The 25,507-nt window shown below is 68.8% G+C and carries 18 protein-coding genes; 12 read left to right on the top strand and 6 right to left on the bottom strand.

Annotated features, from left to right (window positions below):
* Window positions 1-34: 34 nt before the first annotated feature.
* Window positions 35-835 (bottom strand): GntR family transcriptional regulator, encoded by an 801-nt coding sequence (locus ACSQ3Y_RS19100; RefSeq protein WP_057203254.1) that lies wholly within the window; start codon window positions 833-835, stop codon window positions 35-37.
* A gap of 346 nt (window positions 836-1,181) precedes the next feature.
* Between ACSQ3Y_RS19100 and ACSQ3Y_RS19105 the strand changes: the two genes are divergently transcribed.
* The 6 genes from ACSQ3Y_RS19105 to ACSQ3Y_RS19130 are packed head-to-tail and all read left to right on the top strand — an operon-like array spanning window position 1,182 to window position 8,788.
* Complete coding sequence (locus ACSQ3Y_RS19105) at window positions 1,182-1,892, top strand: TetR/AcrR family transcriptional regulator (protein ID WP_057203031.1); 711 nt, start codon at window positions 1,182-1,184, stop codon at window positions 1,890-1,892.
* 3 nt (window positions 1,893-1,895) lie between these two features.
* On the top strand, window positions 1,896-3,077 hold the full coding sequence (locus ACSQ3Y_RS19110) for an efflux RND transporter periplasmic adaptor subunit (protein WP_436178489.1): 1,182 nt from the start codon (window positions 1,896-1,898) through the stop codon (window positions 3,075-3,077).
* 6 nt (window positions 3,078-3,083) lie between these two features.
* Entirely contained in the window at window positions 3,084-6,293 is a 3,210-nt protein-coding gene (locus ACSQ3Y_RS19115) for an efflux RND transporter permease subunit (protein WP_436178490.1), read from the top strand.
* A 23-nt stretch (window positions 6,294-6,316) separates the two neighbouring features.
* Complete coding sequence (locus ACSQ3Y_RS19120; protein WP_436178491.1) at window positions 6,317-7,027, top strand: protein-L-isoaspartate O-methyltransferase family protein; 711 nt, start codon at window positions 6,317-6,319, stop codon at window positions 7,025-7,027.
* Between the two features lie 24 nt (window positions 7,028-7,051).
* Window positions 7,052-7,405 (top strand): rhodanese-like domain-containing protein, encoded by a 354-nt coding sequence (locus ACSQ3Y_RS19125; protein ID WP_007850151.1) that lies wholly within the window; start codon window positions 7,052-7,054, stop codon window positions 7,403-7,405.
* A 57-nt stretch (window positions 7,406-7,462) separates the two neighbouring features.
* The gene (locus ACSQ3Y_RS19130) at window positions 7,463-8,788 is read left to right on the top strand and encodes a TolC family outer membrane protein (RefSeq protein WP_057203036.1); all 1,326 of its coding nucleotides are present in this window, start codon (window positions 7,463-7,465) and stop codon (window positions 8,786-8,788) included.
* 171 nt (window positions 8,789-8,959) lie between these two features.
* On the opposite strand, the gene ACSQ3Y_RS19135 is transcribed toward ACSQ3Y_RS19130, so the two are convergent.
* On the bottom strand, window positions 8,960-10,453 hold the full coding sequence (locus ACSQ3Y_RS19135; protein WP_436178492.1) for a CHAD domain-containing protein: 1,494 nt from the start codon (window positions 10,451-10,453) through the stop codon (window positions 8,960-8,962).
* Between the two features lie 207 nt (window positions 10,454-10,660).
* On the opposite strand from ACSQ3Y_RS19135, the gene ACSQ3Y_RS19140 reads away from it, so the two are divergent.
* Both ACSQ3Y_RS19140 and ACSQ3Y_RS19145 read left to right on the top strand, forming a co-directional pair.
* Window positions 10,661-12,271, top strand: a complete 1,611-nt coding sequence (locus ACSQ3Y_RS19140; protein ID WP_235514583.1) for an alkaline phosphatase D family protein — start codon at window positions 10,661-10,663, stop codon at window positions 12,269-12,271.
* Between the two features lie 48 nt (window positions 12,272-12,319).
* Window positions 12,320-14,245, top strand: a complete 1,926-nt coding sequence (locus ACSQ3Y_RS19145) for a PhoX family protein (RefSeq protein ID WP_436178493.1) — start codon at window positions 12,320-12,322, stop codon at window positions 14,243-14,245.
* Window positions 14,246-14,278: 33 nt separating this feature from the next.
* Here ACSQ3Y_RS19145 and ACSQ3Y_RS19150 read toward each other — a convergent pair whose 3' ends face one another.
* From ACSQ3Y_RS19150 to ACSQ3Y_RS19165, 4 genes are read right to left on the bottom strand one after another with little or no spacing between them, the layout of a single operon-like run.
* Window positions 14,279-14,752, bottom strand: a complete 474-nt coding sequence (locus ACSQ3Y_RS19150) for a GNAT family N-acetyltransferase (protein WP_436178494.1) — start codon at window positions 14,750-14,752, stop codon at window positions 14,279-14,281.
* The gene (locus ACSQ3Y_RS19155) at window positions 14,745-16,088 is read right to left on the bottom strand and encodes a 3-deoxy-D-manno-octulosonic acid transferase (RefSeq protein WP_436178495.1); all 1,344 of its coding nucleotides are present in this window, start codon (window positions 16,086-16,088) and stop codon (window positions 14,745-14,747) included. The genes ACSQ3Y_RS19150 and ACSQ3Y_RS19155 overlap by 8 nt, the downstream gene beginning before the upstream one ends.
* 8 nt (window positions 16,089-16,096) lie before the next feature.
* Entirely contained in the window at window positions 16,097-16,864 is a 768-nt protein-coding gene (locus ACSQ3Y_RS19160; protein ID WP_436178496.1) for a carbon-nitrogen hydrolase family protein, read from the bottom strand.
* A gap of 50 nt (window positions 16,865-16,914) precedes the next feature.
* Complete coding sequence (locus tag ACSQ3Y_RS19165; RefSeq protein ID WP_436178497.1) at window positions 16,915-18,303, bottom strand: phosphomannomutase/phosphoglucomutase; 1,389 nt, start codon at window positions 18,301-18,303, stop codon at window positions 16,915-16,917.
* Window positions 18,304-18,461: 158 nt separating this feature from the next.
* Between ACSQ3Y_RS19165 and ACSQ3Y_RS19170 the strand changes: the two genes are divergently transcribed.
* The 4 genes from ACSQ3Y_RS19170 (at window position 18,462) to ACSQ3Y_RS19185 (ending at window position 25,467) form a co-directional block, all read left to right on the top strand.
* Window positions 18,462-20,036: a DNA-3-methyladenine glycosylase 2 family protein gene (locus ACSQ3Y_RS19170; protein WP_436178498.1), complete on the top strand. Its 1,575-nt coding sequence runs from the start codon at window positions 18,462-18,464 to the stop codon at window positions 20,034-20,036.
* A gap of 13 nt (window positions 20,037-20,049) precedes the next feature.
* Window positions 20,050-20,571, top strand: a complete 522-nt coding sequence (locus ACSQ3Y_RS19175) for a methylated-DNA--[protein]-cysteine S-methyltransferase (protein ID WP_436178499.1) — start codon at window positions 20,050-20,052, stop codon at window positions 20,569-20,571.
* Window positions 20,568-21,494 (top strand): DMT family transporter, encoded by a 927-nt coding sequence (locus ACSQ3Y_RS19180; RefSeq protein ID WP_436178500.1) that lies wholly within the window; start codon window positions 20,568-20,570, stop codon window positions 21,492-21,494. Before ACSQ3Y_RS19175 ends, ACSQ3Y_RS19180 begins: the two co-directional genes overlap by 4 nt.
* Before the next feature lie 133 nt (window positions 21,495-21,627).
* Window positions 21,628-25,467: a sensor domain-containing protein gene (locus ACSQ3Y_RS19185; RefSeq protein WP_436178501.1), complete on the top strand. Its 3,840-nt coding sequence runs from the start codon at window positions 21,628-21,630 to the stop codon at window positions 25,465-25,467.
* Window positions 25,468-25,507: the final 40 nt, after the last annotated feature.

Genomic DNA, 25,507 nt, shown 5'->3' on the forward strand with positions numbered 1-25,507 from the left:
TCCTTGGGGGATGGTCGAAGGGGGGTCGTTGAAATCAGTGGAACTGGGCCGACAGCTCTTTGCTGACCCAGACCTTGGCATCGATGCTGCCCACGCGGGACAGCTGCATTTCGTATTCATAGCGGTCTGGCCGGTACAGGCCGTGCAGCCACTGCACGGGCCGCTCCTGGTCGTCGTAGATCAGGCGCCGCACGGCCAGCAGCGCGGAGCCCACCGACACATCGAGGTGGCGGGCCACCACGGCATCGGCCAGCCTGGCGGAAATGGTCTGGTGGGCGCGACCGACCTTCACGCCGGATTCCTCCAGCAGCACCAGAATGGGCTTGCGCGCGAGTTCGCGGCGGCCGAACTGGCGGGCGATGTCGGCCGGCACATAGGTGGTGATGTGCGACAGCGGGCCTTCCCGCGTGCTGCGCACCCGCACCGCCTTCTGCACCGAATCACCGACGGTGATCTGCAAGGCCCCGGCCACCGCGCGGGATGCCGTGACCGTCTCCACGTCGAGCACCTTGACGGACGTGCGCAGGCCCATGCTGACCAGGTTTTCGAGCAGGCCGGTGAGCTGGGCGCGGTTGCTGTGGGGGTGGCTCTCCTGGCCGCCCTGCCCTGCGTCGGGCTGGGGCACGGGCCGGGTGCCCCTGCCGGGCTGGCGGGAGATCAGGCCCTCGCCCTGCAGCAGCTCCAGCGCGCGGCGCACCGTCACGCGCGCCACGGAGAACTGCTGCATCAGCGCCAGCTCGCCCGGCAGGCCCGCAGCAAAACAGCCTTCCTGCAATTGCTCGCGCAGCACCAGGTAGATCTGGTGGTACTTGGGCAGTGGCAGCTTCGGCGACATGGGCCCATCGTCAAACATCCTTAATGTCCTGTCAATGAGACATTTGAGGCTATTTGGTCCTGTTTTAAGGACATTTGTCCCCGAGAGCGACTGGCTGCAAGGCGCTCCCATTTTTGGAGCATGATCGCGCACCTGTTCGGGGCCTGGAGAGGCACCATGCACCGCCGTGGAGCACCTCGTCGCGGCGTTCGCCACAGCGATTGGGGGTAACGCATGCGTCGCTCCCAGGGTTTACCCCAGAAGGCAACAGCGCTCGGTCTTTTGTCTCATTCGCCCACCGATCAATTGACTGGCGCAGGCGCAGTTGCTATATTACTAACCAGTCAGTCATTAACTAGAAAGCCCCTTGAGCACCGTCCCCACCACCCCTTCTGCCGGTACCAAGCGTGAGCGCCGCAAGGAAGCGCGCCCCGGCGAACTGCTGGAGGCTGCGCTCGACCTGTTCGTCGAGAAAGGCTTTGCCGCCACCCGGGTGGACGACGTGGCCGCGCGTGCCGGGGTGTCCAAGGGCACGCTGTTCCTCTACTTCCCCAGCAAGGAAGAGCTGTTCAAGGCCGTGGTGCGCCAGAACATCGTGGGCCGCTTCGAGGAATGGAGCCACGAGCTCGAAGCCTTCGAGGGCACGACCGGCGAACTGCTGCGCCACTGCTACCAGGTCTGGTGGGAGCGCATCGGCGCCACCAAGGCCTCGGGCATCACCAAGCTGATGTTCAGCGAATCGCAGAATTTCCCCGAAATCACCCTGTTCTACCAGCAGGAAGTGATCCAGCCCGGCCAGGACCTGGTGCGCCGCATCCTGCGCCGCGGCATGGACCGCGGCGAATTCCGCTGCGTGAACCTCGACTACGCCGTGCACGTGGTGATGGCACCCATGATCTTCCTGATGCTGTGGAAGCACTCCATGGGCGCCTGCATGCCCGATGCGCTGGAGCTCGGGCCCGAGAAGTTCATCGATGCGCAGGTGGACAACGTGCTGTACGGCCTCTGTGCCCGCCCGGAGACGGGGCCTTTCGCCCCTGCCCCCGCTTCCCCTCCTCCCTCTTCTTCTGCGGCCTGACCCATGAAACGCTGGATTCCCTGGCTGGCTGCGGCCGCCGTTGTCGTGCTGGTCGGCGGGGGCGCGTGGCGCGCCATGGCCGCACGCCAGGCGCAGCAAAAAGCCCTGGCGCAAGCGGCCACCCAGCGCGCCGAGGCGCCCTTGCAACTGGCCGCCAGTGAACTGGTGGGCGTACAGCGCAGGAGCCTGGTGCTGGGCGTGCCGGTGTCGGGCTCGCTGCGCGCGACCGAATCGGCCATGGTCAAGGCGCGGGTGGCGGGTGAACTGCAGGGCCTCACGGTGCGCGAAGGCGACAGCGTGCGCGCCGGCCAGGTGCTGGCCCGCATCGAGGCCACCGAGTCCCAGGCCCGCCTGCGCCAGGCGCAGCAGCAGGCCGACGCGGCCAAGGCGCAGGTCGACATCAACCAGCGCACGGTCACCAACAACCAGGCCCTGGTGAACCAGGGCTTCATCTCGGCCACGGCCCTCGTCACCTCGCAGGCCAGCCTCGAATCGGCCCAATCCACCTACCGTGCGGCTCTGGCCGCCGCCGATGTGGCCAAAAAATCGCTGGACGACACGGTGCTGCGCAGCCCCATCAGCGGCCAGGTGTCACAGCGCCTGGCCCAGCCCGGCGAGCGCATGCCCATCGATGGCCGCGTGCTGGAGGTAGTCGATCTGTCGCGCCTGGAGCTCGAAGCCCTGCTGAGCCCGGCCGACTCGCTGGCCGTGCGCGTGGGCCAGAAGGCCCAGCTGCAGATCGAAGGCAGCACCGAGCCCGTGGTGGCCACGGTGGCCCGCATCAACCCCAGCGCCCAGGCCGGCAGCCGCACGGTGCCGGTGTACCTGGCCATCGCGCAGAACCGCGGCGCACCCGCGCTGCGCCAGGGCCTGTTCGTGCAGGGCCTGCTCGACACCGGCCGCGCCGACGTGCTGACCGTGCCACTCGATGCGGTGCGCACCGACAAGCCCGCGCCCTATATACAAGCGGTACAGGGTGGCAAGGTGGCCTACCTGCCAGTCAAGACCGGCGCGCGCGCCGTGGTCGACGGCCAGACCCTGGTCGCCATTGAGGGTGCGCCCGAAGGCACGGTGGTGGTCTCGGGCCGCATGGGCCAGCTGCGCGAAGGCACGGCCGTCACCTCGGCTGCAGCGCCCTCGGCAGCGGCTTCCGCGGCGGCCCCTGCATCGCGTACCGCGCCCTGACCCGCCATGTGGTTCACCAAGGTCAGCCTGAAGAACCCGGTGTTCGCCACCATGGTGATGCTCGCCATCGTGGTGCTGGGCCTGTTTTCGTACCAGCGCCTGAAGGTCGACCAGTTCCCCAACATCGACTTTCCGGTGGTGGTGGTCACGGTGGACTACCCCGGCGCATCGCCCGAGATCGTCGAGAGCGAGGTCACCAAGAAGATCGAGGAAGGCGTCAACTCCATCGCCGGCATCAACGCCCTGACTTCGCGCAGCTATGAAGGCACGGCCGTCGTCATCATCGAGTTCCAACTGCACATCGATGGCCGCAAGGCCGCCGAGGACGTGCGCGAGAAGGTGGCCACGGTGCGCCCCCTGCTGCGCACCGAGGTCAAGGAGCCGCGCGTGCTGCGCTTCGACCCCGCCAGCCGCGCCGTGTGGTCGCTGGCCGTGCTGCCCGATACCAAAGACGGCAAAGACGGCGCACCTGCGCGCAGCGCGGTGGAGCTGACCACCTGGGCCGAGCAGATCCTGAAAAAGCGCCTGGAGAACGTGCGCGGCGTGGGCGCCGTGAACCTGGTGGGTGCCACCAAGCGCGAGATCAACATCTACCTGAACCCGCAGGCGCTCGAGGCGTTCGGCGTCACGCCCGACCAGGTGGCCACTGCCGTGCGCAACGAGAACCAGGACCTGCCCGTGGGCGCCATCCGCTCGCTGGCGCAGGAGCGTGTGGTGCAGATCGACGCACGCATGCAGCGGCCCGAGGACTTCGGCCGCATCATCGTGGCGCGCAAGAACGGCGCCCCCGTGCGCCTGGACCAGGTCGCCCGCGTCAACGACGGCGCGCAAGAGGTCGATAGCCTGGCGCTGTACAACGGCCAGCGCACGCTGCTCCTGTCGGTGCAGAAGTCGCAGGGCGAGAACACCATCGAGGTGGTGGACGGCCTGAACGCGGCCGTGGTCGAGCTGCGCAACCAGCTGCCGCCCGGCGTGCGCCTCGAAACCATTGGCGACAGCGCGCGCCCCATCCGCGTTGCGGTGAACAACGTGCGCCAGACGCTGATCGAGGGTGCCATCCTCACGGTGCTGATCGTCTTTTTGTTCCTGAACTCCTGGCGCTCCACGGTGATCACGGGCCTCACTCTGCCCATTGCGCTGATCGGCACCTTTCTGTTCATGAACATGTTCGGCTTCACCATCAACATGATCACGCTGATGGCGCTGAGCCTGTGCGTGGGCCTGTTGATCGACGATGCCATCGTGGTGCGCGAGAACATCGTGCGCCACGTTCAGATGGGCAAGTCCGCCTACAACGCGGCCATGGACGGCACGCAGGAGATCGGCCTGGCGGTGCTGGCCACCACCTTGTCCATCGTGGCGGTGTTCATGCCCATCGGCTTCATGGGCGGCATCATCGGCAAGTTCTTCCACGAGTTCGGCATCACCATCGTGGCTGCGGTGATGATCTCGATGTTCGTCAGCTTCACACTCGACCCCATGCTGTCGAGCATCTGGCACGACCCGAGCATCCACAGCCATGGGCAGAAGACGGGGCCCGTCACCTTCTACGACAAGACCATCGGCCGCGTCACGGGCTGGTTCGACCGCGCCACCGACGCCCTGGCGGAGGGCTACCAGCACATCCTGCGCTGGGCCCTGGTGCACAAGCTGACCACCATGGCGATTGCCCTGGCCATCTTCGTGCTGAGCATCTTCATGGTGCCGCTCTTGGGCACCGAGTTCGTGCCCAAGGCGGATTTCTCCGAGACCTCGATCAATTTCTACACCCCTGTGGGTTCGTCGCTCGAAGCCACCGAGGCCAAGGCGGCCCAGGTGGAGGCCATCCTGCACGAACTGCCCGAGGTGCGCTACACGCTGTCCACCATCAACACCGGCAGCGCCCAGGGCAAGATCTACGCCAACATCTACGTGCGCCTGGTGGACCGCAAGGACCGCAGCCGCAGCGTGGACGCCATGTCCGACGTGCTGCGCGAGCGCTTGAAGACCGTGCCCGGCATCACCGTCACGCACGTGGGCCTGCTCGACGCCGTGGGCGGGCAAAAGCAGGTGGAGTTCTCGCTGCAGGGCCCGGACCTGCAGGAGCTCGAACGCCTGACGGCCACCGTGACCGCGAAGATCCGCGGCATCCCCGGCCTGGTGGATCTGGACACCAGCGCCAAGCCCAACAAGCCGGTGATCGCCCTCGATATCAAGCGCGACGCGGCCTCGGACCTGGGCCTGTCGGTGGCGCAGATGGCGGCATCGCTGCGCACCCTGGTGGCCGGCACCACGGTGGGCAACTGGCGCGCGCCCGACGACCAGACCTACGACGTGAACGTGCGCCTGGCGCCCGAGGCCCGCACCGCCCCGCAAGACCTGGAGCGACTGCCCTTTGCCATGAGCGCCGCCGATGGCACGACGCGCATCGTGCGCCTGAACCAGGTGGCCAGCGTGACCGAGTCGACCGGCGCCAACCAGATCAACCGCCGCGACCTGACGCGCGAGGTGGCCATCAACGCCAACGTGTCGCAGCGCTCGGCCGGCGAGGTGTCGGCCGACATCAAGACCGCGCTGGAAAGCGTGAACTTCCCGCCCGGCTACCGCTACCAGTTCGGCGGCTCCACCAAGAACATGGCCGAATCCTTCGGCTACGCCATCTCGGCGCTGGTGCTGGCCATCGTCTTCATCTACATGATCCTGGCCAGCCAGTTCCGCAGCTTCTTGCAGCCGCTGGCGCTCATGACCTCGCTGCCGCTCACGCTGATTGGCGTGGTGCTGGCGCTGATGATGTTCCGCTCCACGCTGTCGATGTTCTCCATCATCGGCGTGGTGATGCTCATGGGCCTGGTGACCAAGAACGCCATTTTGCTGGTGGACTTCGCCATCCGCGCCCGCGAGGAGCACACCGACGACACCGGCACCACCGTGCCCGGCCTGCCCCGGGCCGATGCCCTGCTGCTGGCCGCCCGCGTGCGCCTGCGCCCCATCCTCATGACCACGCTGGCCATGATCTTCGGCATGGTGCCGCTGGCATTCGCTTTGTCGGAGGGTTCCGAGCAGCGCGCCCCCATGGGCCAGGCCGTGATCGGGGGGGTCATCACCTCCTCGCTGCTGACCCTGGTGGTGGTTCCGGTGGTGTATTGCTACATGGACGATCTGGCGCGCTGGGCCCTGGCGCGCATGGGTCGCGGCCAGAAGGCGCCCGAGGCCCGTAAAATCGAGGGTTTGTCCTGACACCCGCCCCACGGAGAACTTCCATGAACATGCCACTGAACTCGTCTGCCAATACCAGCGACCCCGTCGCCCAGGCCCGCTACAACATGATCGAGCAGCAGATCCGCCCCTGGAATGTGCTCGACTTCGACATCCTGGAGCTGTTGGCCGTGGTGCGCCGCGAGGAATTCGTGCCGCCGGCCTACCGCAGCCTGGCCTTCATGGACATCGAGGTGCCCCTCTTGGGCAGCGATGCCGAAGACGCCGTGCGCCTGGGCCACAGCATGCTGCAGCCCCGCGTGGAAGCCCGCATCCTGCAGGACCTGGCGATCAAGCCCACCGACCGCGTGCTCGAAATCGGCTCCGGCTCGGGCTACATGGCTGCGCTGCTGGCGGCCCGCGCGCAGCAGGTGGTGTCGATCGAGATCGTGCCCGAGCTGGCCGAAATGGCCCGCGAAAACCTGCTCAGCGCCGGTTTGCAGAACGCCGAAGTCCGCCTGGCCGATGGTGCCAACGGTACGACGGACGGCCCCTTCGACGTGATCGTGCTCAGCGGCTCCGTGGCCGAAGTGCCTGCTGCCCTGCTCTCGCACCTGCGCGACGGCGGCCGCCTGGGCGCCATCGTGGGCAACGACCCCGTGATGCGTTTCACCCTGACCCGCCGCACCGGCGACCGTTTCGAGACCACTTCGCCCTGGGACACCATCGCGCCGCGCCTGGTGGGCTTTCCTGAACCCTCCGGCTTCACCTTCTGACCTGCCTTCTCTGGAGTTTTTTGCATGATCGAGCACATCCGCCCCGCCCAACTCGCCGCCTGGTTCGCCACCGCCCCCGATGGCAGCCGGCCCGTGGTGCTGGATGTGCGCGAGCCCTGGGAACTGCAGACGGCCAGCGTGCGCGCTGACGGCTTCGAGCTGGTGGCCATCCCCATGGGGCAGCTTACGGGCCGCCTGGCCGAGCTCGATGCCGCCCGCGATGCCGGCACGCCCATCGCCTGCCTGTGCCACCACGGCGCACGCAGCCTGCGCGTGGCGGCGTTCCTGGAGCAACAGGGTTTCGAGCGGCTGGCCAACATCAGTGGTGGCATCGACGCCTGGTCGCATGAGAACGACCCGGCCGTGCCCCGCTATTGAAGGTTCCCGGTCTCTTTCGTCCCATCCCCGACATGCAGCTACTCCTGAAAGGCATCCATGACATCGTTCCGGCTACTTCCCCTGTCACTGGCGCTGGGCGCTGCCTTGTGCGCCCCCGCACAGGCCCAGAGCCTGACGGAGCTGTTGGAGTCTGCGCGCACCTATGACACGGCCTGGCAGTCGGCCCGGCTGCAGCTCGATGCCTCGGCCCGCCGCGCCGACCAGGCCCGCGCCGGTCTGCTGCCCAGCGCCGGCCTGTCGGCGGGTGTCTCGCGCGCCAACACCGATGTGAGCCGCCCGCCCATCGAGCGCACCGCCACCACCCAGACCCTGGGCGTGAATGCCTCGCAGCCCCTGTACCGCCCGGCCAATCGCATCAACCTGGAACAGGCCCAGCGCGGCGTGGACGTGGCCCAGGCCCAGCTCGACGCCGCCAGCCAGGACCTGCTGGTGCGCGTAAGCCAGGCCTATTTCGACGTGCTGGCCGCGCAGGACACGCTGACCTTTGTGCAGGCGCAAAAGGCCGCCGTGTCCGAGCAACTGGCGTCTGCCAAGCGCAACTTCGAGGTCGGCACCTCTACCGTGACCGACTCGCGCGAAGCCCAGGCCCGCTACGACCTGGTGATCGCCCAGGAAATCGCGGCCGAAAACGACCTGCGCGTGAAGAAGCTGGCGCTGGACCAACTGGTGGGCATCACGGGCACCCAACCCAAGCCCCTGGCACTGCCCTTGCAACTGCCCCCGGTGCAGCCCGACAACGTGATCACCTGGGTGGACACCGCCCGCGAACTGCAGCCCGGCGTGCGCCAGGCCGCGATTGCGCTGGACATCGCGCGCCTGGAGACCCAAAAGGCCGAAACCGGCCACCTGCCCACGGTGGACCTGCAGGCCGGCTACAACATCCAGCGCAACCCCACCGGCACCATCACCGCGCCGGGCATCAACAGCCGCACCAACAACGCCAGCCTGGGCGTGGCCTTCAACCTGCCGCTGTTTGCCGGTTTCTCGGTGCAAAACCGCGTCAAGGAAACCCTGGCCCTGGAAGAAAAGGCCAGCGCCGACCTGGAGACCACGCGCCGCAACGTGGCCCAGGCGACCCGCGCCGCCTTCTTCGGCGTGCAGTCGGGCCAGGGCCAGGTGCAGGCCCTGCAGGCCGCCGAGGCATCGAGCCAGAGCGCGCTGGATGCCAACAAGCTGGGCTACCAGGTGGGTGTGCGCATCAACATCGACGTGCTCAATGCCCAGAGCCAGCTGTTCCAGACCAAGCGCGACCTGGCCCAGGCCCGCTACAACGTGCTGCTGGGCACGCTCAAGCTGCGCCAGGCCGCCGGCACGCTCACCATCGAAGACGTGCAGGCCATCAACGCCCTGCTCACACCCTGACAAAGGGCTCAGAGGCTGGGAGTTTTTTGGCCGTGTCCGAATGGCGCGTCAAAACGCCCTGGATCTAGGCGCAAAGCACAGCCATAGCGCGGGCTATGGCGAGCATTTGCTTTCGACGAACCGGGGTGTTTTGGCGTGCAAGGCGGGCATGGACGAAAGATTCTCAGCCTCTCAGAGCTTGCGAAAGCGCGGGCCCTCTCCCATCCGGGAGAGGGCCTTTTTCGTGGCCTTGACCGACGGCCCGCGCCGCGCCGCGAGCCAGCCCACACCGAACCAGGCCTTGGGGTCCTTGGCTGCCATGCTGCGGTAGAGCTCGCTGGCCACCTGCTCGTCGTTGAGCCGGCCCAGCGCCGACAGGGCCGGCTGCAGGCTGGCCAGAAAATCGTCCGCCCCGCCCTCGAGCGCTGGCGCCACGAACTCGGTCAGGAAGCGCAGGCGCTTCAAGCGCTTGCGCACGCCGTGCTGCTCCTCGACCGACAGGGATTCGAAGCGGCACGCATCCCGGTGGACCTTGGTGCGCAACGCCTGCAGGCGCTTGTGCAAATACCGCCGCGTCTTGGCTGCGCCCAGTGCGCCATCATCCCTGGCCGCAAGGGCCTGGGCCGTGAAACCCATCAGGCCGATCAGCACGGCCTGGAAGGCAGGCGTGCTGACGATGGCGAGGGGCGACACCTTGGCGCCCGCAGGCGGGGCTGCCGACTTCGGCGCCCCCGCCTCGCGCAGTTCGGCGCCAATGGTGTCCAGCGCCTGCTCCCGGTCGCGCAGCTGGCCCAGGCGGCGGAACACGTCGACCAGCGGTGGCTCCCAGGCGGGATCGAAGCGGCCCGGCGCCAGGGCATCGAGCTCGCGCAACGCCGTGCGCAAGCGGCGGATGCCGATGCGCAACTGGTGCACATGCTCTTCGCCGGCCGAGCCTTCCACGACTTCGCTGGCATTGGCCAGGATTTGCGCCAGGCAATTGGCCACCGCAGCGCGCTGCAGGTTCGGCCCCTTGAGAAACTGCTTTTTATGGCTGCCGGCCGCCATGGGCCGGGCCTTGGCAGCGGGCCTTGCCCATTGCGCTGCCATGAGCCGCTCGCCGCGCTCGGCCTTGGACACCGTGTTCAACACCAGGCCATGCTGGGCCGCCCACTGGGTGGCCACTTCGATAAGGCCCACCACCGGCCCCTCCTTGAGCTCCAGTTCCAGCTCGCACACCGGTGCCTGCTTTTCCTGCGGCGTGCCGCCATGGGCAACGATGCAGCCGATGTCGAAAGCCAGTTCGACCACACCGCCCCGAAAGGCCAGGTCGCGCGTGACGCGGTCGATCTCGGTGCGGTAGGTCTCCAGCAGCGGACCATCCGCGCTGTCCAGCGCCGCGCGCAGGCGCTCACCAGCCTTGGTGCCCGCATGCAGCGTCGGGCGCGCCAGCGGCGTGGGGGTGTCGACGCTGACGTTGTGCTCCTCCCGGTCCAGTGGGCCATCGCCCATGGCCTTGACGGTCTGCACCCACTGGCCGCCCTCGTTGCGCAGGCGCAGGGCGATGCCGCGCGAGGACAGCGCCTTGTCGGCGGTATCGAAATAGCGCGCCTCCAGCCGGATGGCGCTGGACGTACCCCGGCGGGCCGCGGCCTTCACGGCGGCCAGGCGCTTTGCCGGGATGATGAACTTGAATTCGACTTCCATGGTTTCTCTTCTCTTTGTAGAGTGCCGGGCCATTGGCCCCGGTACGAGGGCCTGGCGCAAGCCCAAGGCCCTGGCCGCAGGCGGGATGCTCGCCTGTCATCAATCTGCCATCTTCGCATCCTAAGCTGGCTGCTCCTGGTACGCCCTGCGCCGTGACAGCTCGCGCAAAGTGTTACGACACCATGGACATCGCGAGAAAAACCGGACATGAAGATACTGGAGGGTATGCCGCCGAGACGGCGGGCGATCCTGCGCTCTGTCGCGGGGGCCAGCGGCATTCTCGCCGCACCCTGGCTGGCGGCAACGGGCAGGGGACAGGCAGCGCGCGCCATCGCCGAGGCCCACCGCCCCTCGCTGGCCCAGGGCATCATGAGCGGCGACGTGACCCACGGTCGGGCCATGGTTTGGAGCGCCACCGACCGGCCCGCCCGCATGCACGTGCAATGGGACACGACGCCCCGCTTTGCCAACCCCCGCAGCGTCGTGGGTCCGCTGGCCCTGGACGTGACCGACTACACCGCCCGCCTCGACCTCACCGGCCTGCCGCCGGACCAGACCATTTTCTACCGGGTGCAGTTCCAGGATGCGGGGCAGCCCCGCGTCCTGAGCGACTGGACCCAGGGAAGCTTTCAGAGCGCCCCGGCGGCACGGCGGCACGTACGCATCATCTGGTCGGCCGACACGGGCGGCCAGGGCTTCGGCATCAACCCCGACATGGGTGGCATGCGCATGTACGACACCATGCGCCGCGCCGAGCCCGACCTGTTCCTCCACGCGGGCGACACGATCTACGCCACCACGCCGCTGCAGGCCGAAAAGGCAGTCGAGGGCGGCCAGCTGTGGCGCAACCTGGTGACGCCAGCGCGCACCCGGCCTGCGCAGACGCTGGAGGAATTTCGCGGCTGCTACCGCTACAACCTGCTGGACGAACCCCTGCGCCGATTCAACGCCGAGGTGGCCCAGGTCTGGAACTGGAGCGACCACGAGGTGACCAACAACTGGTCCTCCGCCAAGGACCTGGGCCCCTGGCAGGACTACACCGAAAAACAGGTGGGCATCCTGCAGGCCCATGGCACGCGTGCTTTCCTCGAATACGCGCCCATGCGCTGGCATGCGCAGGACGAGGCCCAGCGCATCTACCGGCGCATCCCCTACGGCCCCCTGCTCGACGTGTTCGTGACCGACATGCGCAGCTACCGGGGTGGCAACAGCAGCAACCTGCAAGGCGGCGAGAGCGCGGAGACGGCCTACTTCGGCAATGCGCAGGTGGACTGGCTGCTGCGCGAGCTCAAGGCCTCGCGCGCACTTTGGAAGATCGTCTCGCTGGACATGCCCCTGGGCGCGATGGTGCGCGACGGCCAGCTGCGGGACGCGCAGGGCCACCCAATCATGGAAAACAGCGCCAACGGCGATGGCCCGCCCCTGGGGCGCGAGCTTGAGATCGCGCGCCTGCTGCGCCAGCTGGCGCGCGAACGCGTGCGCAACGTGGTCTTCACCGCAGCCGACGTGCACTACGCCGCCGCCCATTACTACGACCCCACACGCGCGCAGTTCCACGACTTCGAGCCGTTCTGGGAGTTCGTGGCCGGCCCCATCCACGCGGGCACCGCTGCGCCGCTCCCCATGGACAACACCTTCGGACCCCAGGTGGTGTTCAGCAAGGGGGCCGAGCCGGGCCAGACCCTCTCACCCCTGGCGGGTCTACAGTTCTTCGGCCAACTCGACGTCGATGCGCAGAGCCGGACCCTATCGGTGCAGCTCAAGGATGCATCCGGCACCGCGATTTACCGCCAGACGCTGCAGCCCCGGCGCGCATGAGTTTTCTCCCTCCCCCAGAAGCGATCCCACCCCACTGAAGGATTTTTCATGGCAAAAGACTTTGACTCGATGGAAGACAGCAACCGCTCGGGCAACCCCAGCATCCATGAGGTGTCGGCACTGCGCCGGCGCACGTTGCTCAGCGGTGGCCTGGCCTCGGCCGTCGGCGGCCTGCTGGCGCCGCTGGCCGCCGTGTCGCTGCCCGGCTGTGCCACGGGTGCCGGCATCGCCAGCGGCCCGCTGCTGGGCTTCAAGAGCGTGCCCATCGGCACGGCCGACCGCATCGTCGTGCCCGAGGGCTATGTGGCCCAGATCATTGCGCCCTGGGGCGATCCCGTGGGCCTGTCGGGCGAAAACCCGGCCTTCAAGGAAGACGGCTCCAACACCGCCGCCGAGCAGGAAGCGCAGCTCGGCATGCACCACGACGGCATCCATTTCTATTCGCAGGAAGGCAGCCGCCAGGGCCTCTTGGTGATGAACCACGAGTACACCGACGACGGCCTGCTGCACGCCGACGGCATGAAGACCTGGACGGCCGAGAAGGTGCGCAAGGCCCAGGCCGCGCACGGCGTCTCGGTCATCGAGGTGGAGCAGAAGGCCGATGGCCAGTGGGATATCGTGCGCCCCTCGCCCTGGGCCCGCCGCATCACCGCGCGCACGCCCATGGCATTTGGCGGCCCGGCCGCCGGCCACGCCCTGCTGCGCACCGCAGCCGATCCCGCCGGCCGACAACCCTTGGGCACGCTGAACAACTGCGCCAGCGGCATCACGCCCTGGGGCACCTACCTGACCTGCGAAGAGAACTTCATCAACTACTTCAAGGGCCCGGACGCGCCCAATGCCCACGACACCCGCTGGGGCCTGCGCAAGGGCGAGCCCGCCGGCTACCGCTGGGCCGAGCACGATGCACGTTTCGACGCCACCAAGAACCCCAACGAACCCAACCGCTTCGGCTGGATCGTGGAGATCGACCCGTTCAACGCCAGCTCCACCCCGGTCAAGCGCACGGCGCTGGGCCGCGCCGCGCACGAAGGCGCCACGGTTGCCGTGACCCGGGACGGCCGTGCCGTGGTCTATTCGGGCGAGGACTCGCGCTTCGAGTACATCTACAAGTTCGTAAGCCGGGACGCGATCCGCAAGGGCGGCGCGCGTGAAAACGCCGACCTGCTCGACCACGGCACGCTGTACGTCGCCCGGTTCAACGCCGATGGCAGTGGTCAGTGGATCGCCCTCACCCATGGCCAGGGCCCGCTCACCGCCGCCAATGGTTTTGCCGATGCCGGCGAGGTGATGGTCAAGACGCGCCAGGCCAGCGACCTGCTGGGCGCCACAAAAATGGACCGCCCCGAGTGGATTGCCGTGGGCAAGGACGGCGCCGTCTACTGCACGCTGACCAACAACAGCAACCGCGGCGGCACCGGCCAGCCCGGCGTGGACGCGGCCAACCCGCGCACTAACAACAGCATGGGCAACATCATCCGCTGGAAGGAAGTCGGCGACTTCGATGGCGCCCGCTTCCAGTGGGACCACTTCATCCTGGCGGGTGACCCCGCCAACGAGCGGCAGGACGCCAAAGGCAGCGTGAAAGGCGACATGTTCGCCTGCCCGGATGGCCTGTGGGCTGACGGCCGCGGCGTGCTCTGGGTGCAGACCGACATGTCCACCTCGGCCATGGGCAAGGGCGACCTGGCGCGCCTGGGCAACAACGCCATGCTGGCGGCCGACCCACGCACGGGTGAGATCCGCCGCTTCCTGGTCGGCCCCTCGGGCTGCGAGATTACCGGCGCCACGATGACGCCCGATGGCAAAACCATGTTCATCAACATCCAGCACCCCGGCGAGAGCCCCAGCGAGCGCAGCGACCCCAGCGAGCCGCGCAAGTTCTCGAATTGGCCTGACCAGCGCCCCGCTGGGCGCCCGCGTTCGGCCACGGTGGTGATCCGCAAGGCCGATGGCGGCGTGGTCGGGACGTAAGGCAATCGGGGCTTTTACACAGCCAAGGCAAGGTCAGCCAGATTCCTGGGCGCTCAAGCCGGCATAGCGTTTGAGAAAGCGCCGCTCATCCGGCGCGTAGCCCTGCGCCGCATAGAAGGCATGCGCTGCAGGCCGGTGGTCGCCGCTGGTCACTTCGGCGCGCACGCAGCCCTGTCCGGTGAAGGAGCGGTCGGCTGCGGCGACCAGTGCCTCCCCTACCCCGCGGCCCCGGTGCCCGGCATCGACCACCAGCGAGGTGATGCGGCCGATGCGGCCTTCGGCGTGGAAAAGCTCCATCACGTGCAGGCTGATGACGCCGGCCACACAGCCATCGACCTCGGCCAGCAGCACGCTGTCACAGGCATTCGCGACGAGGATCGCGAGCTTGCGGACGATCAGCGCCTCATTGGCCTCGTAGCCCAATTGCCCCATCAAGCCAGCGATGGCCGGCGCGTCGGCCGCCACCGCCGTGCGGATGTGCGGCGGAGACGGCTGCGGCTCAGGCATCGACGTCTTCTTCGTGCCGCCCCACCGTGCGCTGGCGCACCAGTTGCAGCAACTCCCGCACCGTGGCGCGGGCGGCACCCCGGTGCTGGCGTGCAAAGCGGATCGCTCGCTCGCTGGCAGCCGCCTGCTGCGCGGGGTCGCGCGCCAGTTGCATGGCTTGCGCCACCCCGGCCGTGAGGTCGGGCACGCGCTGCGCCGCCCCGGCGGCACAGGCCAGTTCGGCGGCCTCCGCAAAATTGAAGGTGTGCGGGCCCAGCACCACGGGGCAGCCGCAGGCGGCGGCCTCGATCAGGTTCTGTCCGCCCAGGGGGGCGAAGCTGCCGCCCAGCAACGCCACGTCGGCCATGCCGTAGTACAGGGACATCTCGCCCAGCGAGTCGCCCAGCCACACGTCCGCCGGTTCGGGTTGCAGGCTCCAGGTGCTGCGCCGCGACACCGTGAGGCCGGCGCCCTGAAGGAGTTGCTGCACTTCATCGAAGCGCTGCGGATGCCGGGGCACGACCAGCCATTGCACGGGTTGCGCCGCATCTGCGCGGGAGGTGATCCAGGCGCGCACCGCTTCCAGCCACAGCGCCTCTTCGCCTTCGCGGCTGCTGGCCAGCATGGCCACCGGGCGCAGGGCCTGCACGCGCCAGGCACGCCCCAGCTCCAATTGCGCCGCATCGGGCACCACGTCGAACTTGAGGTTGCCGAACACCCCATGCACCTGCGCGCCGATGGCGTGCAGGCGCTCGGCGTCGTCCTCAGTCTGGGCGTACACGGCGGTCAGCGCGGCATAGGCCGGGCGCGCCAGCGGAGACACGCGCCGGGCCTTGCGCAGCGAGTGTTCGTTGAAACGGGCGTTGGCCAGCACCAGCGGCACACCACGCTGCCGGCAGGCGGCCACGAGATTGGGCCAGACCTCGGTCTCCATCAGGATGCCGATGGCCGGGCGGAACTGGCGCAAAAAGCGCAGCACGGCCCCCTGGGTGTCCCAAGGCTGCCACACCTGCACGTCACCCGCCTGCAGCAGCTTTTCCCCCTCGGCACGGCCGGTGGCGGTGCCATGGGTGAGCAGCAGGCGCATGCCGGGCAACTGGGCACGCAACTCGGTCAGCAAAATGGCCGCTGCGCGTGTCTCGCCCAGCGACACGGCATGGATCCAGACGAACTGGCCCAGGGGGTCGGTGCTGCTGTGCAGCACCAGGCTGTCGATGGGCTGCGGGTAGCGGCCAAAGCGCTCACCCACGGCTACGGCATAGCCGGGCTCGGCAGCGGCGCGGCGGCGCAGCTTGCGCCGCAGCAGGGGCTGGGCCGCCCAGGTGACCATGGAATACAGGGCGCGTGCGGTGGTCATCCGGGGTATCATTGCGCGACGACGTCGACCACGCGGCCCTGCCATGCCAGGCCCTGGCGGGAGGCGATGACCAGGCAGGCCCCTGCCCCCGGTGCGGCCACGAAGGCCTCGCCCCCGGGCGCCCAGAAGGCGCTGCGGCCTGCACAGGTGTAGCCCCCCGTAGGCGCGCCATGGTTGGCCATGAGCACGGCCAGGCCCAGGTCGGCCGCGTAGCCCTGCAACTGGCTGGAATCCCTGGCATACCCGCCCTCGGAGATCACCGAACCGCAGGCATACAGGGCCGCCCCGCCATGGCGTGCCGCCAGGGCATGTTCAGGGTGCGTGGTATCGGCACACACGGCCAGCGCCGTGGGCTGGCCCGCGAGCGTGCGCAGGTGGACATCTTCGCTGCCCGCACTGGCAAACTGCTCTTCGCCAGGGTGCAGGTAGCGCTTGCGGTACAGGGCAGCACTGCCATCGGCACCGAACACCCAGGCGCCGATGGCCGGCTTGTCGCCCGCCACCACCGGGGCCACGGGTGCGCCCACCACCAGCGCCATGCCGGTGGCGCGGGCGGCGTCGCGCAGGGGCGCGAGCAGGGCATCGTCCGCATCCAGCACCAGGCCGGCCACCAGTGCAGGCTCATAGCCGGTGAGCGACAGCTCGGGAAACACCAGCAGCTGCACGCCATGGCGGGCTGCTTCGTGCACCATGGACAGGTGCCCCTGCACATTGGCCCGTACTTCACCGGGAGCGGAAATCGACTGCGCTGCGGCGATGCACAGCAAGGAAGGCATGGGCGTGGTCAAGGAGAACGCGTTCGAAAAAATGGGATCGGGCCTGGAAATCAGTGGGCAGCCGCGCCCAGCTTCGCGTCGGGCTTGACCCGGTGCAGCAGCGCCAGCATGGCCGCCTCGATGCGCGCCAGCGCCTCCTCGGTATGGCCCTCGAAGCGCAGCACCAGAACCGGCGTGGTGTTGCTGGCGCGGATCAGGCCAAAGCCGTCCGGCCAGTCCACGCGCAGGCCGTCGATGGTGTTGACCTTGGCAGGTTCACTGAAGCTGCCGGCCGCCAGGGCCTGCAGCTCGGCCGTGAGGCGGTGCGGCTCGCCCTCGGCGCAGGCCACGTTGAGCTCGGGGGTCGAGAAACTCGTGGGCAGGGCATTGAGCACGGCGCTCGGGTCGGCGCTGCGGCTCAGGATTTCGAGCAGGCGGCAGCCGGCGTAGGTGCCGTCGTCAAAGCCGTACCAGCGCTCCTTGAAGAAGATGTGGCCGCTCATCTCGCCGCCCAGGGGCGAGTCGAGCTCCTTCATGCGCGCCTTGATCAGCGAGTGCCCGGTCTTGAACATCACCGGCACGCCGCCCGCGGCGGCAATCGCCGGCGCCAGGCGCTGGGTGCATTTCACGTCGAACAGGATGTTGCCACCGGGCACGCGCGAGAGCACGTCCTGGGCGAACAGCATCATCTGCCGGTCGGGGAAGATGTTGACGCCGTCGCGTGTGACGATGCCCAGGCGGTCGCCATCGCCGTCGAAGGCCAGGCCCAGCTCGGCATCGCTGCCCTGCAGCGCGGCGATCAGGTCGCGAAGGTTCTCGGGCTTGCTCGGGTCGGGGTGGTGGTTGGGGAAATTGCCGTCCACCTCGGAAAACAGCTCGATCACCTCGCAGCCCAGGGCGCGGAAGATGCCCGGGGCGGTGGCGCCAGCAATGCCGTTGCCGCAGTCGACCACGATCTTCAGGGGGCGGGCCAGCTTCACATCGCCGATGATGCGCTCGCGGTAGGCGGGCAGCACGTCCACATGGCGCACGCTGCCACCGGGCGCAAGCTGCCAACTCTCTTCTTCCATGGTGCGGCGCAGGGACTGGATCTCCTCGCCATAGATGGCGCGGCCGTTGAGCACCATCTTGAAGCCGTTGTAGTCGCGCGGGTTGTGGCTGCCGGTGACCTGGATGCCGCTGGCGCACAGTGTGCTGGCCGCGAAATACAAGAGGGGCGTGGTGACCATGCCCACGTCGATCACTTCAATGCCCGCCTCCACCAGCCCCTGGATCAGCGCAGCCGACATGGCCGGGCCGGACAGGCGGCCGTCGCGGCCCACGGCCACAGCCGTCTGGCCTTCGGCGCGGGCTGCCGTGCCAAAGGCGCGGCCCAGGCCCAGAGCGACTTCTTCGTTCAGGGTCGACGGCACGATGCCGCGGATGTCATAGGCTTTAAAAATGGCAGGCGTGGGTTGCACGTGGGGGGCCTTTGCTGTGAGCGTTGGAACGGTGCGCTGGATTGTAGGGGGCACCCCATGCTGCGCCGGGGATGCCCCTCAACGGTAGACCAGAGCGCTTGGAGGCACATGTCCGAAAACGGCCAGACTGCTTGTAGGCGGGGCCTATCATTCCAGCCATGCCCACCCCTCTCAGCCCCCTCGGCCCGTCGCCCACCGCTGCCGCTCCAGCGGTGGAGGACGAGGGCCGCTACCTGGCTCTGCAGACCCGCGATGCCCGCTTCGACGGGCGCTTTTTCACAGGCGTGACGTCCACCGGCATCTACTGCCGCCCGGTCTGCTCGGTGCGCACGCCCCGGCGCGAGAACTGCCGCTTCTTTGCCATGGCAGCCCAGGCCGAAAGTGCGGGTTTTCGACCCTGCCTGCGCTGCCGGCCCGAGATGGCGCCGCAGTCCCTGGCCTGGTCGGTGCAGGACGCCTCGGGCATCCTGGTGCAGCAGGCCGTGCGCCTGCTCGACGCTCCTGAAGGCTGGGCCCGGGACAACACCCAGGGGGCCACCGTCGCCCGGCTGGCCGAGCGCCTGGGCGTGAGCGACCGGCACCTGCGCCGCATCTTCGAGGCGGCCCTGGGCGTCTCCCCGTTGCAGTACCTGCAGACGCGGCGCCTGCTCACCGCCAAGCAGTTGCTGACCGATACCCCCCTGCCCATCACCCAGGTGGCGCTGTCCAGCGGCTTTGGCAGCGTACGCCGCTTCAACACCGCGTTTGCAGAACACTACGGGCTCAACCCCACCCAGTTGCGCAAGAGCGGCAGCGTAGAAGGGGCCGGCAGCACCGGCACGCTGCGCCTGGCCTACCGCCCGCCGCTTGATGTGGCGGCGTTGCTGACTTTCTTCGAGCGCCGTCGCTTTCTGGGGGTGGAATGGGTGCAGCAGGAGGGCGACGGCGCCCCCGCCCTGCGCCGCACGGTGCGCCTGGCCCCCGCCGTGACCGGCGGGCTGGAAGCCACCGGCTGGCTCAGCGCCCGCTTCGACACCACCCGCCACCAGGTGCTGCTGCAGACCAGCGACAGCCTCTACCCGGTGCTGCCCGTGGTGATCGCCCGGGTGCGTGCCATGCTGGACCTTGATGCCGAGCCCAGCGCCATCAACGCGGTGCTGCACGGGCGCTTCCCCGACGGCGACGGCCTGCGTGTGCCCGGCGCCTTCGATGGCTTCGAGCTGGCCGTGCGCGCCGTGCTGGGCCAGCAGATCACCGTGGCCGCCGCCCGCACGCTGGGCCAGCGGCTGGTGGAGCGCCTGGGCGAGCCCCTCGAGACACCGTGGCCCGAGCTGAGCCGGCTGTTCCCGCCCCCCTCCGTGCTGGCCCGCGCCGAAGGCGACGTGCTCGGGCAGATGGGCATCGTGCGCCAGCGCCAGGCGGCCATCGTGGCGCTGGCGCAGGCGGTGGACAGCGGGGCCCTGGCCCTGCATGCCGGTGCCGATGTGGCAGCCACCACGGCGGCCCTGTGCGCCCTGCCCGGCATCGGCGACTGGACCGCGCAGTACATCGCCATGCGCGTGCTGCGCTGGCCCGATGCCTTCCCGGCGGGCGACGTGGCATTGCACAAGGCCCTGGGCGTGCAGGGCCAGAAAAACCCGGCCCGCGCCGCTACCGAGGCATCGGCGGCCTGGCGCCCGTGGCGCAGCTATGCCGTGCTGCGCGCCTGGGCGGAGCTACCCCTGCCCGGCGCTGCCGCGCAAAAAACCCTCTGAATCAGCCCCTCCCATGCAATTCCATCCTGCCACGGTGCAATCGCGCACCCCTTCTCCGCTCGGCCCGGTGCGCCTGGCTGCCTCCCCCCAGGGCCTGGTCGGCCTTTGGTTCGACGGCCAGCGGCACCAGCCCACCGCCTTGCTGGACGGGCCCGGCGCTTGGCCCGAAGCGCCCGGCCATGCCCTGATGCTGGAAGCCGCCACGCAGCTGCAGCAGTTTCTGCACGGCAAGCGCAGGGGCTTCGACCTGCCGCTGGACCTGTCGGGCGGCACGCCCTTTCAGCAGGAGGTATGGCGCGCGCTGCTGGCCATCGCCTGCGGCGCCACCACCACCTATGGTGCCCTGAGCCAGGACCTGGGCCGCCCGCGCGCGGTGCGGGCCGTGGGCGCCGCCGTCGGGCGCAATCCCGTGAGCGTCATCGTGCCCTGCCACCGGGTGCTGGGCGCCGACGGCAGCCTGACCGGGTATGCCGGTGGCCTGGACCGCAAGGACGCCCTGCTGGCCATCGAGGGCGCGCGCCCGCTGGCGGCATGAGCGATTGCGGATCCAAACCCGTCTCCGCATGGATCGGCGAGTTCGTGCTGCTGGCCTCGCTTTGGGGAGCGTCCTTTCTGTTCATGCGCATGGGCGCCTCGGAGTTCGGGCCTCTGCCCACGGCCGGGCTGCGCGTTGCCCTGGCCACCGTCTTCCTGTGGCCCATCATGCTGCGCCAAGGCCATTGGCCCGCCTTGCGCCGCCACTGGCGGCCCATCGTGGTGGCCGGCATCATCAACTCGGCCATCCCGTTCGCGCTGTTCTCCTGGGCGGTGCTGCACATCGCCACCGGGCTCAGTTCCATCCTGAATGCCACCGTGCCCCTGTTTGGTGCGCTGATCGCCTGGCTGTGGCTGGGCGACCGCATCGGCCGCCTGCGCTGGGTCGGGCTGGCGCTGGGATTTCTCGGGGTCGCACTGCTGGCATGGAAGGCCCCGGCGGGCACGGGCTTCAAGACCGAGCAGGCGCTGTGGGCCATCGGCGCCTGCCTGCTGGCGTCGGCGTTCTATGGGCTGGCGGCCAGCTTTGCGCGCACCCGCCTGGTGGGCATCCCGCCACTGGCCATCGCCACGGGCAGCCAGCTGGGTGCGGCGCTCGGGCTGGCACTGCCCACCCTCTGGCTGTGGCCTGCGCAGATGCCAGGACCCCGCGCCTGGGGCGCCATCGTCGCCATCGCCGTGCTGTGCACAGGCATTGCCTACATCCTGTATTTTCGGCTGATCGCCCATGCCGGTCCGAGCCGGGCTCTGGCGGTGACATTCCTGACCCCGGTGTTCGCCCTGCTCTACGGTGCCCTGTTCCTTGAGGAGCGCATCACCGTGTGGACGGTGGGCTGCGCACTCGTGATCGTCACCGGCACGCTGTTGTCAACCGGGCTTGTCAGGACGCGCGGCCCCGCCTTGGAGGCCCCGGAACGGCCCTAAACTCGATGCATGGTCTTTGTTGCGTCGGTTTTCGGCACGCTTTCACATGCCACGGGATCGCCGTGCAAGCCTGACGCCACCCACAAGGCGGCGGGCGCAAGCCTGCGTGCAAACACACCGGGCCGCGGGCACCATGGCGCATAACACCCTGCTGGCGGGCAGCCTGCTCCTGCTGCTGGCCGTTCTGGCGCTGGCCCTGCTGCCGCCCATGGAGGTGCTGGCCCCTTCGCGGCGCACCGAATGGCTGGCGGGCGTGGCCGGCGGCCTCGTCTCGGCGGCCATGCTGGGCATGCTCAATTTTCAGGCGCTGGGCCCCGGCATGGTGGTCTACCCGACGGCCACGGCCTTTGTGGCCCTGTGCTTTGGCGCCCGGGCAACCGCACTCACCGCAGGCCTGGCCCTGCTGGCAGGGACCTGGATACAGGGCTCAGCTTCGCTTGTCGGCGCCTGGGTGCTGGCCGGCGCCTGGGCCACCGGGGCCTTGTGGCGGCAACTGGCGCTGCGCAGCGGGCGCAGCAGCTGGCGCGAATTGCTGGGCCTGGCACTGACACTGCCCGTGGTCAGCGGGTTCGTTCAGACGGTGGCCGGCATCTCCGCACCCGGCCTCGCCTGGGCGGACTGGTGGACGAATCTGCCCTGGAACCATGGCGTCGGCATTGCGGTGCTGGGCGCCTGCCGCCTGCTGCTGATCGGCAAGGCCCAGTCGCTGGCGACCACTACGTCGGCCCTGCACGCCCTCGGCCAGCGCGAGCAGCAGTTGCGCATGGCCCTTGAATCCTTGAATGGTGGCCGCTGGGAGTGGGACGTGGACACGCGCCAGTTCCGCTGCGAAGGCAGTTTCTACGACCTCTTCGGCATCACCGACGACGTTCGCGCGGCGCCAGACCTGTGGCAACGCTGGTACGACCTGCGCCACCCGGTGGACAGGGAGCGCAACGCCGCAGGGCTGGCCCGTGCCATGGATGGGCTGGAGGAGTCCTACGAAGCCGAGTTCCGCGTGCGCGATACCGCCGGACGCTGGCGCTGGCTGATGTCGCGCGGCATGGTGGCGCTGCGCGATGCCAAAGGCAGGCCACTGCGCATGATCGGCATGGACGTGGACATCTCCGCGAACCGCGAAGCGCAGCAGGCGCTGCGTGACTCGGAGGCCAAATACACCTCCTTCTACCAGACGCTGCCCGATGCGGCGGGCATCAGCCGTGTCTCGGATGGCCGCTATATCGACGTGAATCCCGCGTTCTGCGAGCTGCTGGGCGTCCCGCATGACCAGGTGCTGGGCCGCACCTCGACCGAGCTCAGGATCTGGGCTACCGACGAGGAGCGCAAGCGCCTGCTGGACGCCTTCCAGCGCCACGGCCAGGTGGACCGGCTGCCCCTGGTGGCGCAGCGGGGCGGAGTGCGCATTCCGGGGCTGATGTCGGCACGGTCCGTGCTTGTGGATGGGGAAGACTGTTTTGTCTTCGTTTTCCACGACATGACCGAAGCCCAACGCACCAGCGACGAGTTGCGCGCACTCAACGGGCTCCTGCAGCAGGCCGGCCGGCTGGCACGCCTGGGCGCCTGGGAGGACGTGCGCGGCCGGGGCCTGGTCTATTGGTCGGACGTGTGCTTCGACATCCACGGCATGCCCCCCGGCTCGCCCCTGCCGAGCGACTACATCGACCGCATGGTGGCACCCGCCTACCGCGAGACGCTGCGCAACCACTTTCGCGCCAGCATCCTCGAGCGCGCCGAGTGGAGCATGGAGCTGGAAGTGCACCATACCGATGGCCGGTTGGTCTGGGTGCGCGCCCGCGGCGAGCCTGTCGTCGAAAACGGCCGTGTCACCCGCGTGCGCGGGGTGATGCAGGACATCGACGAAGCCAAGCGCGCCAACGAGCGCCTGCGCCAGTCCGAGGAGCGGTTCTCGCGCATCTTTCAGCTCATGCCCTTTCCCATGGGCCTGTCGCGCCGCAGCGATGGGCAGTACCTGGACGTGAACCCGGCCTGGGAGGCCCTGCTGGGCATACCACGCGAGGAGGCCGTGGGCCAGACTGCCGTACAACTGGGCATCTTCACGGCAGAGGACCGGCGACAGCTGATGCAGGCCTTCGAACAGAAGGGCCCACAGGCCAGCCATGAGGTGACCCTGCATGGCCGGCCCAACACCCGGCTGACCGTGCTGCAGTCCATGCGCGCCATCGATTTCGACGGCGAACCCTGCTGGCTGTTCTCGGTGCATGACATCACCGACCGCAAGCGGTACGAAGAGCAGATCCGCGAGCGCGAGGAGCTGCTGTCGCTCACCATCTCCGCAGCTTCCCTGGGCCTGTGGGACTGGGACATGGCGCGCGGCACCATCACCGGTGACAGCCGCTGGGCCACCATGCAGGGCAGAACGCCGGGCACCATCGCGCAGACTTCGGTACGCTGGACCAGCGCGGTGGCGGCGGACGACATCGACCGCATCACGGCCGAAGTGGCGCGCCACGCGGCACGGCCGGCCACGCCCTTCGATGCCACCTGGAAAGTACCCGCCCCCCACGAGGGCACGCGCTGGGTGCGCAACCTGGGCAAGATCGTGAGCTTCGACGCCGACGGTCAGCCCCTGCGCATGCTGGGCGTGGCGCTGGACGTGACCCCCCAGCGCGAGCAGGAGGTGCTTCTTCACAAGCTGGCGCACTTCGACGCCCTCACCGGTCTGCCCAACCGCGTGCTGCTGGCGCGCAGGCTGCAGGAGTGCCTGGACCAGGCGCGCGAACATGGCACCCAGCTCGGGGTGGGCTACCTGGACCTCGACGGTTTCAAGCCCGTGAACGACCGCCTGGGCCATGGCGCGGGCGACCGCCTGCTGGTGATGGTGGCGGGCCGGCTCTCGCGCGCCCTGCGCCCCGGTGACAGCGTGGCCCGCCTGGGCGGCGACGAGTTCGTGATGCTGTTGCCCGACCTGGCCGACACCGCCGAGTGCGAGCGCATGCTGGGCCGGGTGATGGAGAACATCTCCGCTCCCTACGCGCTGGACACCGAGCGGGTGGTGGTCACCGCCAGCATCGGCTACACCGTGTACCCGCTGGACGAGGCCGACGCCGACACCCTGCTGCGCCATGCCGACCAGGCCATGTATGCGGCCAAGCAGGCCGGGCGCAACCGCTTCCATCAGTTCGATGCGGCGCAGGAGCGGGCCCTGGTGGCGCAGCGCGAGCAAGGCAAGCATCTGCAGGATGCCATTGCGGGCGCGCAGTTCATCCTGCACCTGCAGCCCAAGGTGGACATGCGCAGCGGCGCCGTGGTGGGTGCCGAGGCCCTGGCCCGCTGGCAACACCCCGAACGCGGCCTGCTGCCGCCCGGCGCCTTTCTGCCGCTGCTGGAGGGCACGGAGCTGGAGATCGGCTTTGGCCAATGGGTGGTCGAGGCCGCCCTGACCCTGCTCAGGCGGCTGAACGGCCACGGCCTCGCCCTGCCGGTGAGCATCAACATCTCGGCCCTGCACCTGCAGCATGCCGGCTTTGCCGACTGGATGGCCCACATGCTGGCCGAGCGCCCGGACATCGACCCGCGCCAGGTGGAGATCGAGATCACCGAGAGTGCCGCGCTCTACGACATCAGCGCCGTGGCCGCCACGCTGACGCAACTGCGCGAGCTGGGCGTCACCGTGTCGCTCGACGACTTCGGCACCGGCTATTCATCGCTGACCTACCTGCGCCGCCTGCCCATGGACATGCTCAAGATCGACCAGAGCTTCGTGCACGGCATGATGGGCGACCCGGGCGACCTGGCCATCGTGCAGGGCGTGATCGGCCTGGCCCGCTCCTTCGGCTACCGCGTGATCGCCGAGGGGGTGGAAACCATCGAGCAGGGCCAGATGCTGCAGCAGCTGGGCTGCGCCCAGGCCCAGGGCTACTGCATTGCCCGGCCCATGGCCGTGGAGCAATTCGTGGACTGGGCGGCCCAGTGGCAGACACCGGCGGGGTGGCAACGAACGCGGCCCCACTGAAGCGTCGCCTGCGGGCATGCCGACCGATGGCACACTGCGG

The sequence above is a fragment of the Acidovorax sp. LjRoot66 genome, from assembly GCF_964253305.1.
In the GTDB taxonomy this organism is placed as follows: Bacteria; Pseudomonadota; Gammaproteobacteria; order Burkholderiales; family Burkholderiaceae_C; genus Acidovorax.

Bases quoted from the DNA above. Each gene is read 5' to 3' on its own strand.
- ACSQ3Y_RS19125 (WP_007850151.1), top strand. From the start codon at position 7,052: ATGATCGAGCACATCCGCCCCGCCCAACTCGCCGCCTGGTTCGCCACC.
- ACSQ3Y_RS19115 (WP_436178490.1), top strand. From the start codon at position 3,084: ATGTGGTTCACCAAGGTCAGCCTGAAGAACCCGGTGTTCGCCACCATG.
- ACSQ3Y_RS19155 (WP_436178495.1), bottom strand. From the start codon at position 16,088: ATGACCACCGCACGCGCCCTGTATTCCATGGTCACCTGGGCGGCCCAG.
- ACSQ3Y_RS19160 (WP_436178496.1), bottom strand. From the start codon at position 16,864: ATGCCTTCCTTGCTGTGCATCGCCGCAGCGCAGTCGATTTCCGCTCCC.
- ACSQ3Y_RS19135 (WP_436178492.1), bottom strand. From the start codon at position 10,453: ATGGAAGTCGAATTCAAGTTCATCATCCCGGCAAAGCGCCTGGCCGCC.
- ACSQ3Y_RS19170 (WP_436178498.1), top strand. From the start codon at position 18,462: ATGCCCACCCCTCTCAGCCCCCTCGGCCCGTCGCCCACCGCTGCCGCT.
- ACSQ3Y_RS19140 (WP_235514583.1), top strand. From the start codon at position 10,661: ATGAAGATACTGGAGGGTATGCCGCCGAGACGGCGGGCGATCCTGCGC.
- ACSQ3Y_RS19110 (WP_436178489.1), top strand. From the start codon at position 1,896: ATGAAACGCTGGATTCCCTGGCTGGCTGCGGCCGCCGTTGTCGTGCTG.
- ACSQ3Y_RS19120 (WP_436178491.1), top strand. From the start codon at position 6,317: ATGAACATGCCACTGAACTCGTCTGCCAATACCAGCGACCCCGTCGCC.
- ACSQ3Y_RS19145 (WP_436178493.1), top strand. From the start codon at position 12,320: ATGGCAAAAGACTTTGACTCGATGGAAGACAGCAACCGCTCGGGCAAC.
- ACSQ3Y_RS19175 (WP_436178499.1), top strand. From the start codon at position 20,050: ATGCAATTCCATCCTGCCACGGTGCAATCGCGCACCCCTTCTCCGCTC.
- ACSQ3Y_RS19130 (WP_057203036.1), top strand. From the start codon at position 7,463: ATGACATCGTTCCGGCTACTTCCCCTGTCACTGGCGCTGGGCGCTGCC.
- ACSQ3Y_RS19180 (WP_436178500.1), top strand. From the start codon at position 20,568: ATGAGCGATTGCGGATCCAAACCCGTCTCCGCATGGATCGGCGAGTTC.
- ACSQ3Y_RS19185 (WP_436178501.1), top strand. From the start codon at position 21,628: ATGGCGCATAACACCCTGCTGGCGGGCAGCCTGCTCCTGCTGCTGGCC.
- ACSQ3Y_RS19100 (WP_057203254.1), bottom strand. From the start codon at position 835: ATGTCGCCGAAGCTGCCACTGCCCAAGTACCACCAGATCTACCTGGTG.
- ACSQ3Y_RS19150 (WP_436178494.1), bottom strand. From the start codon at position 14,752: ATGCCTGAGCCGCAGCCGTCTCCGCCGCACATCCGCACGGCGGTGGCG.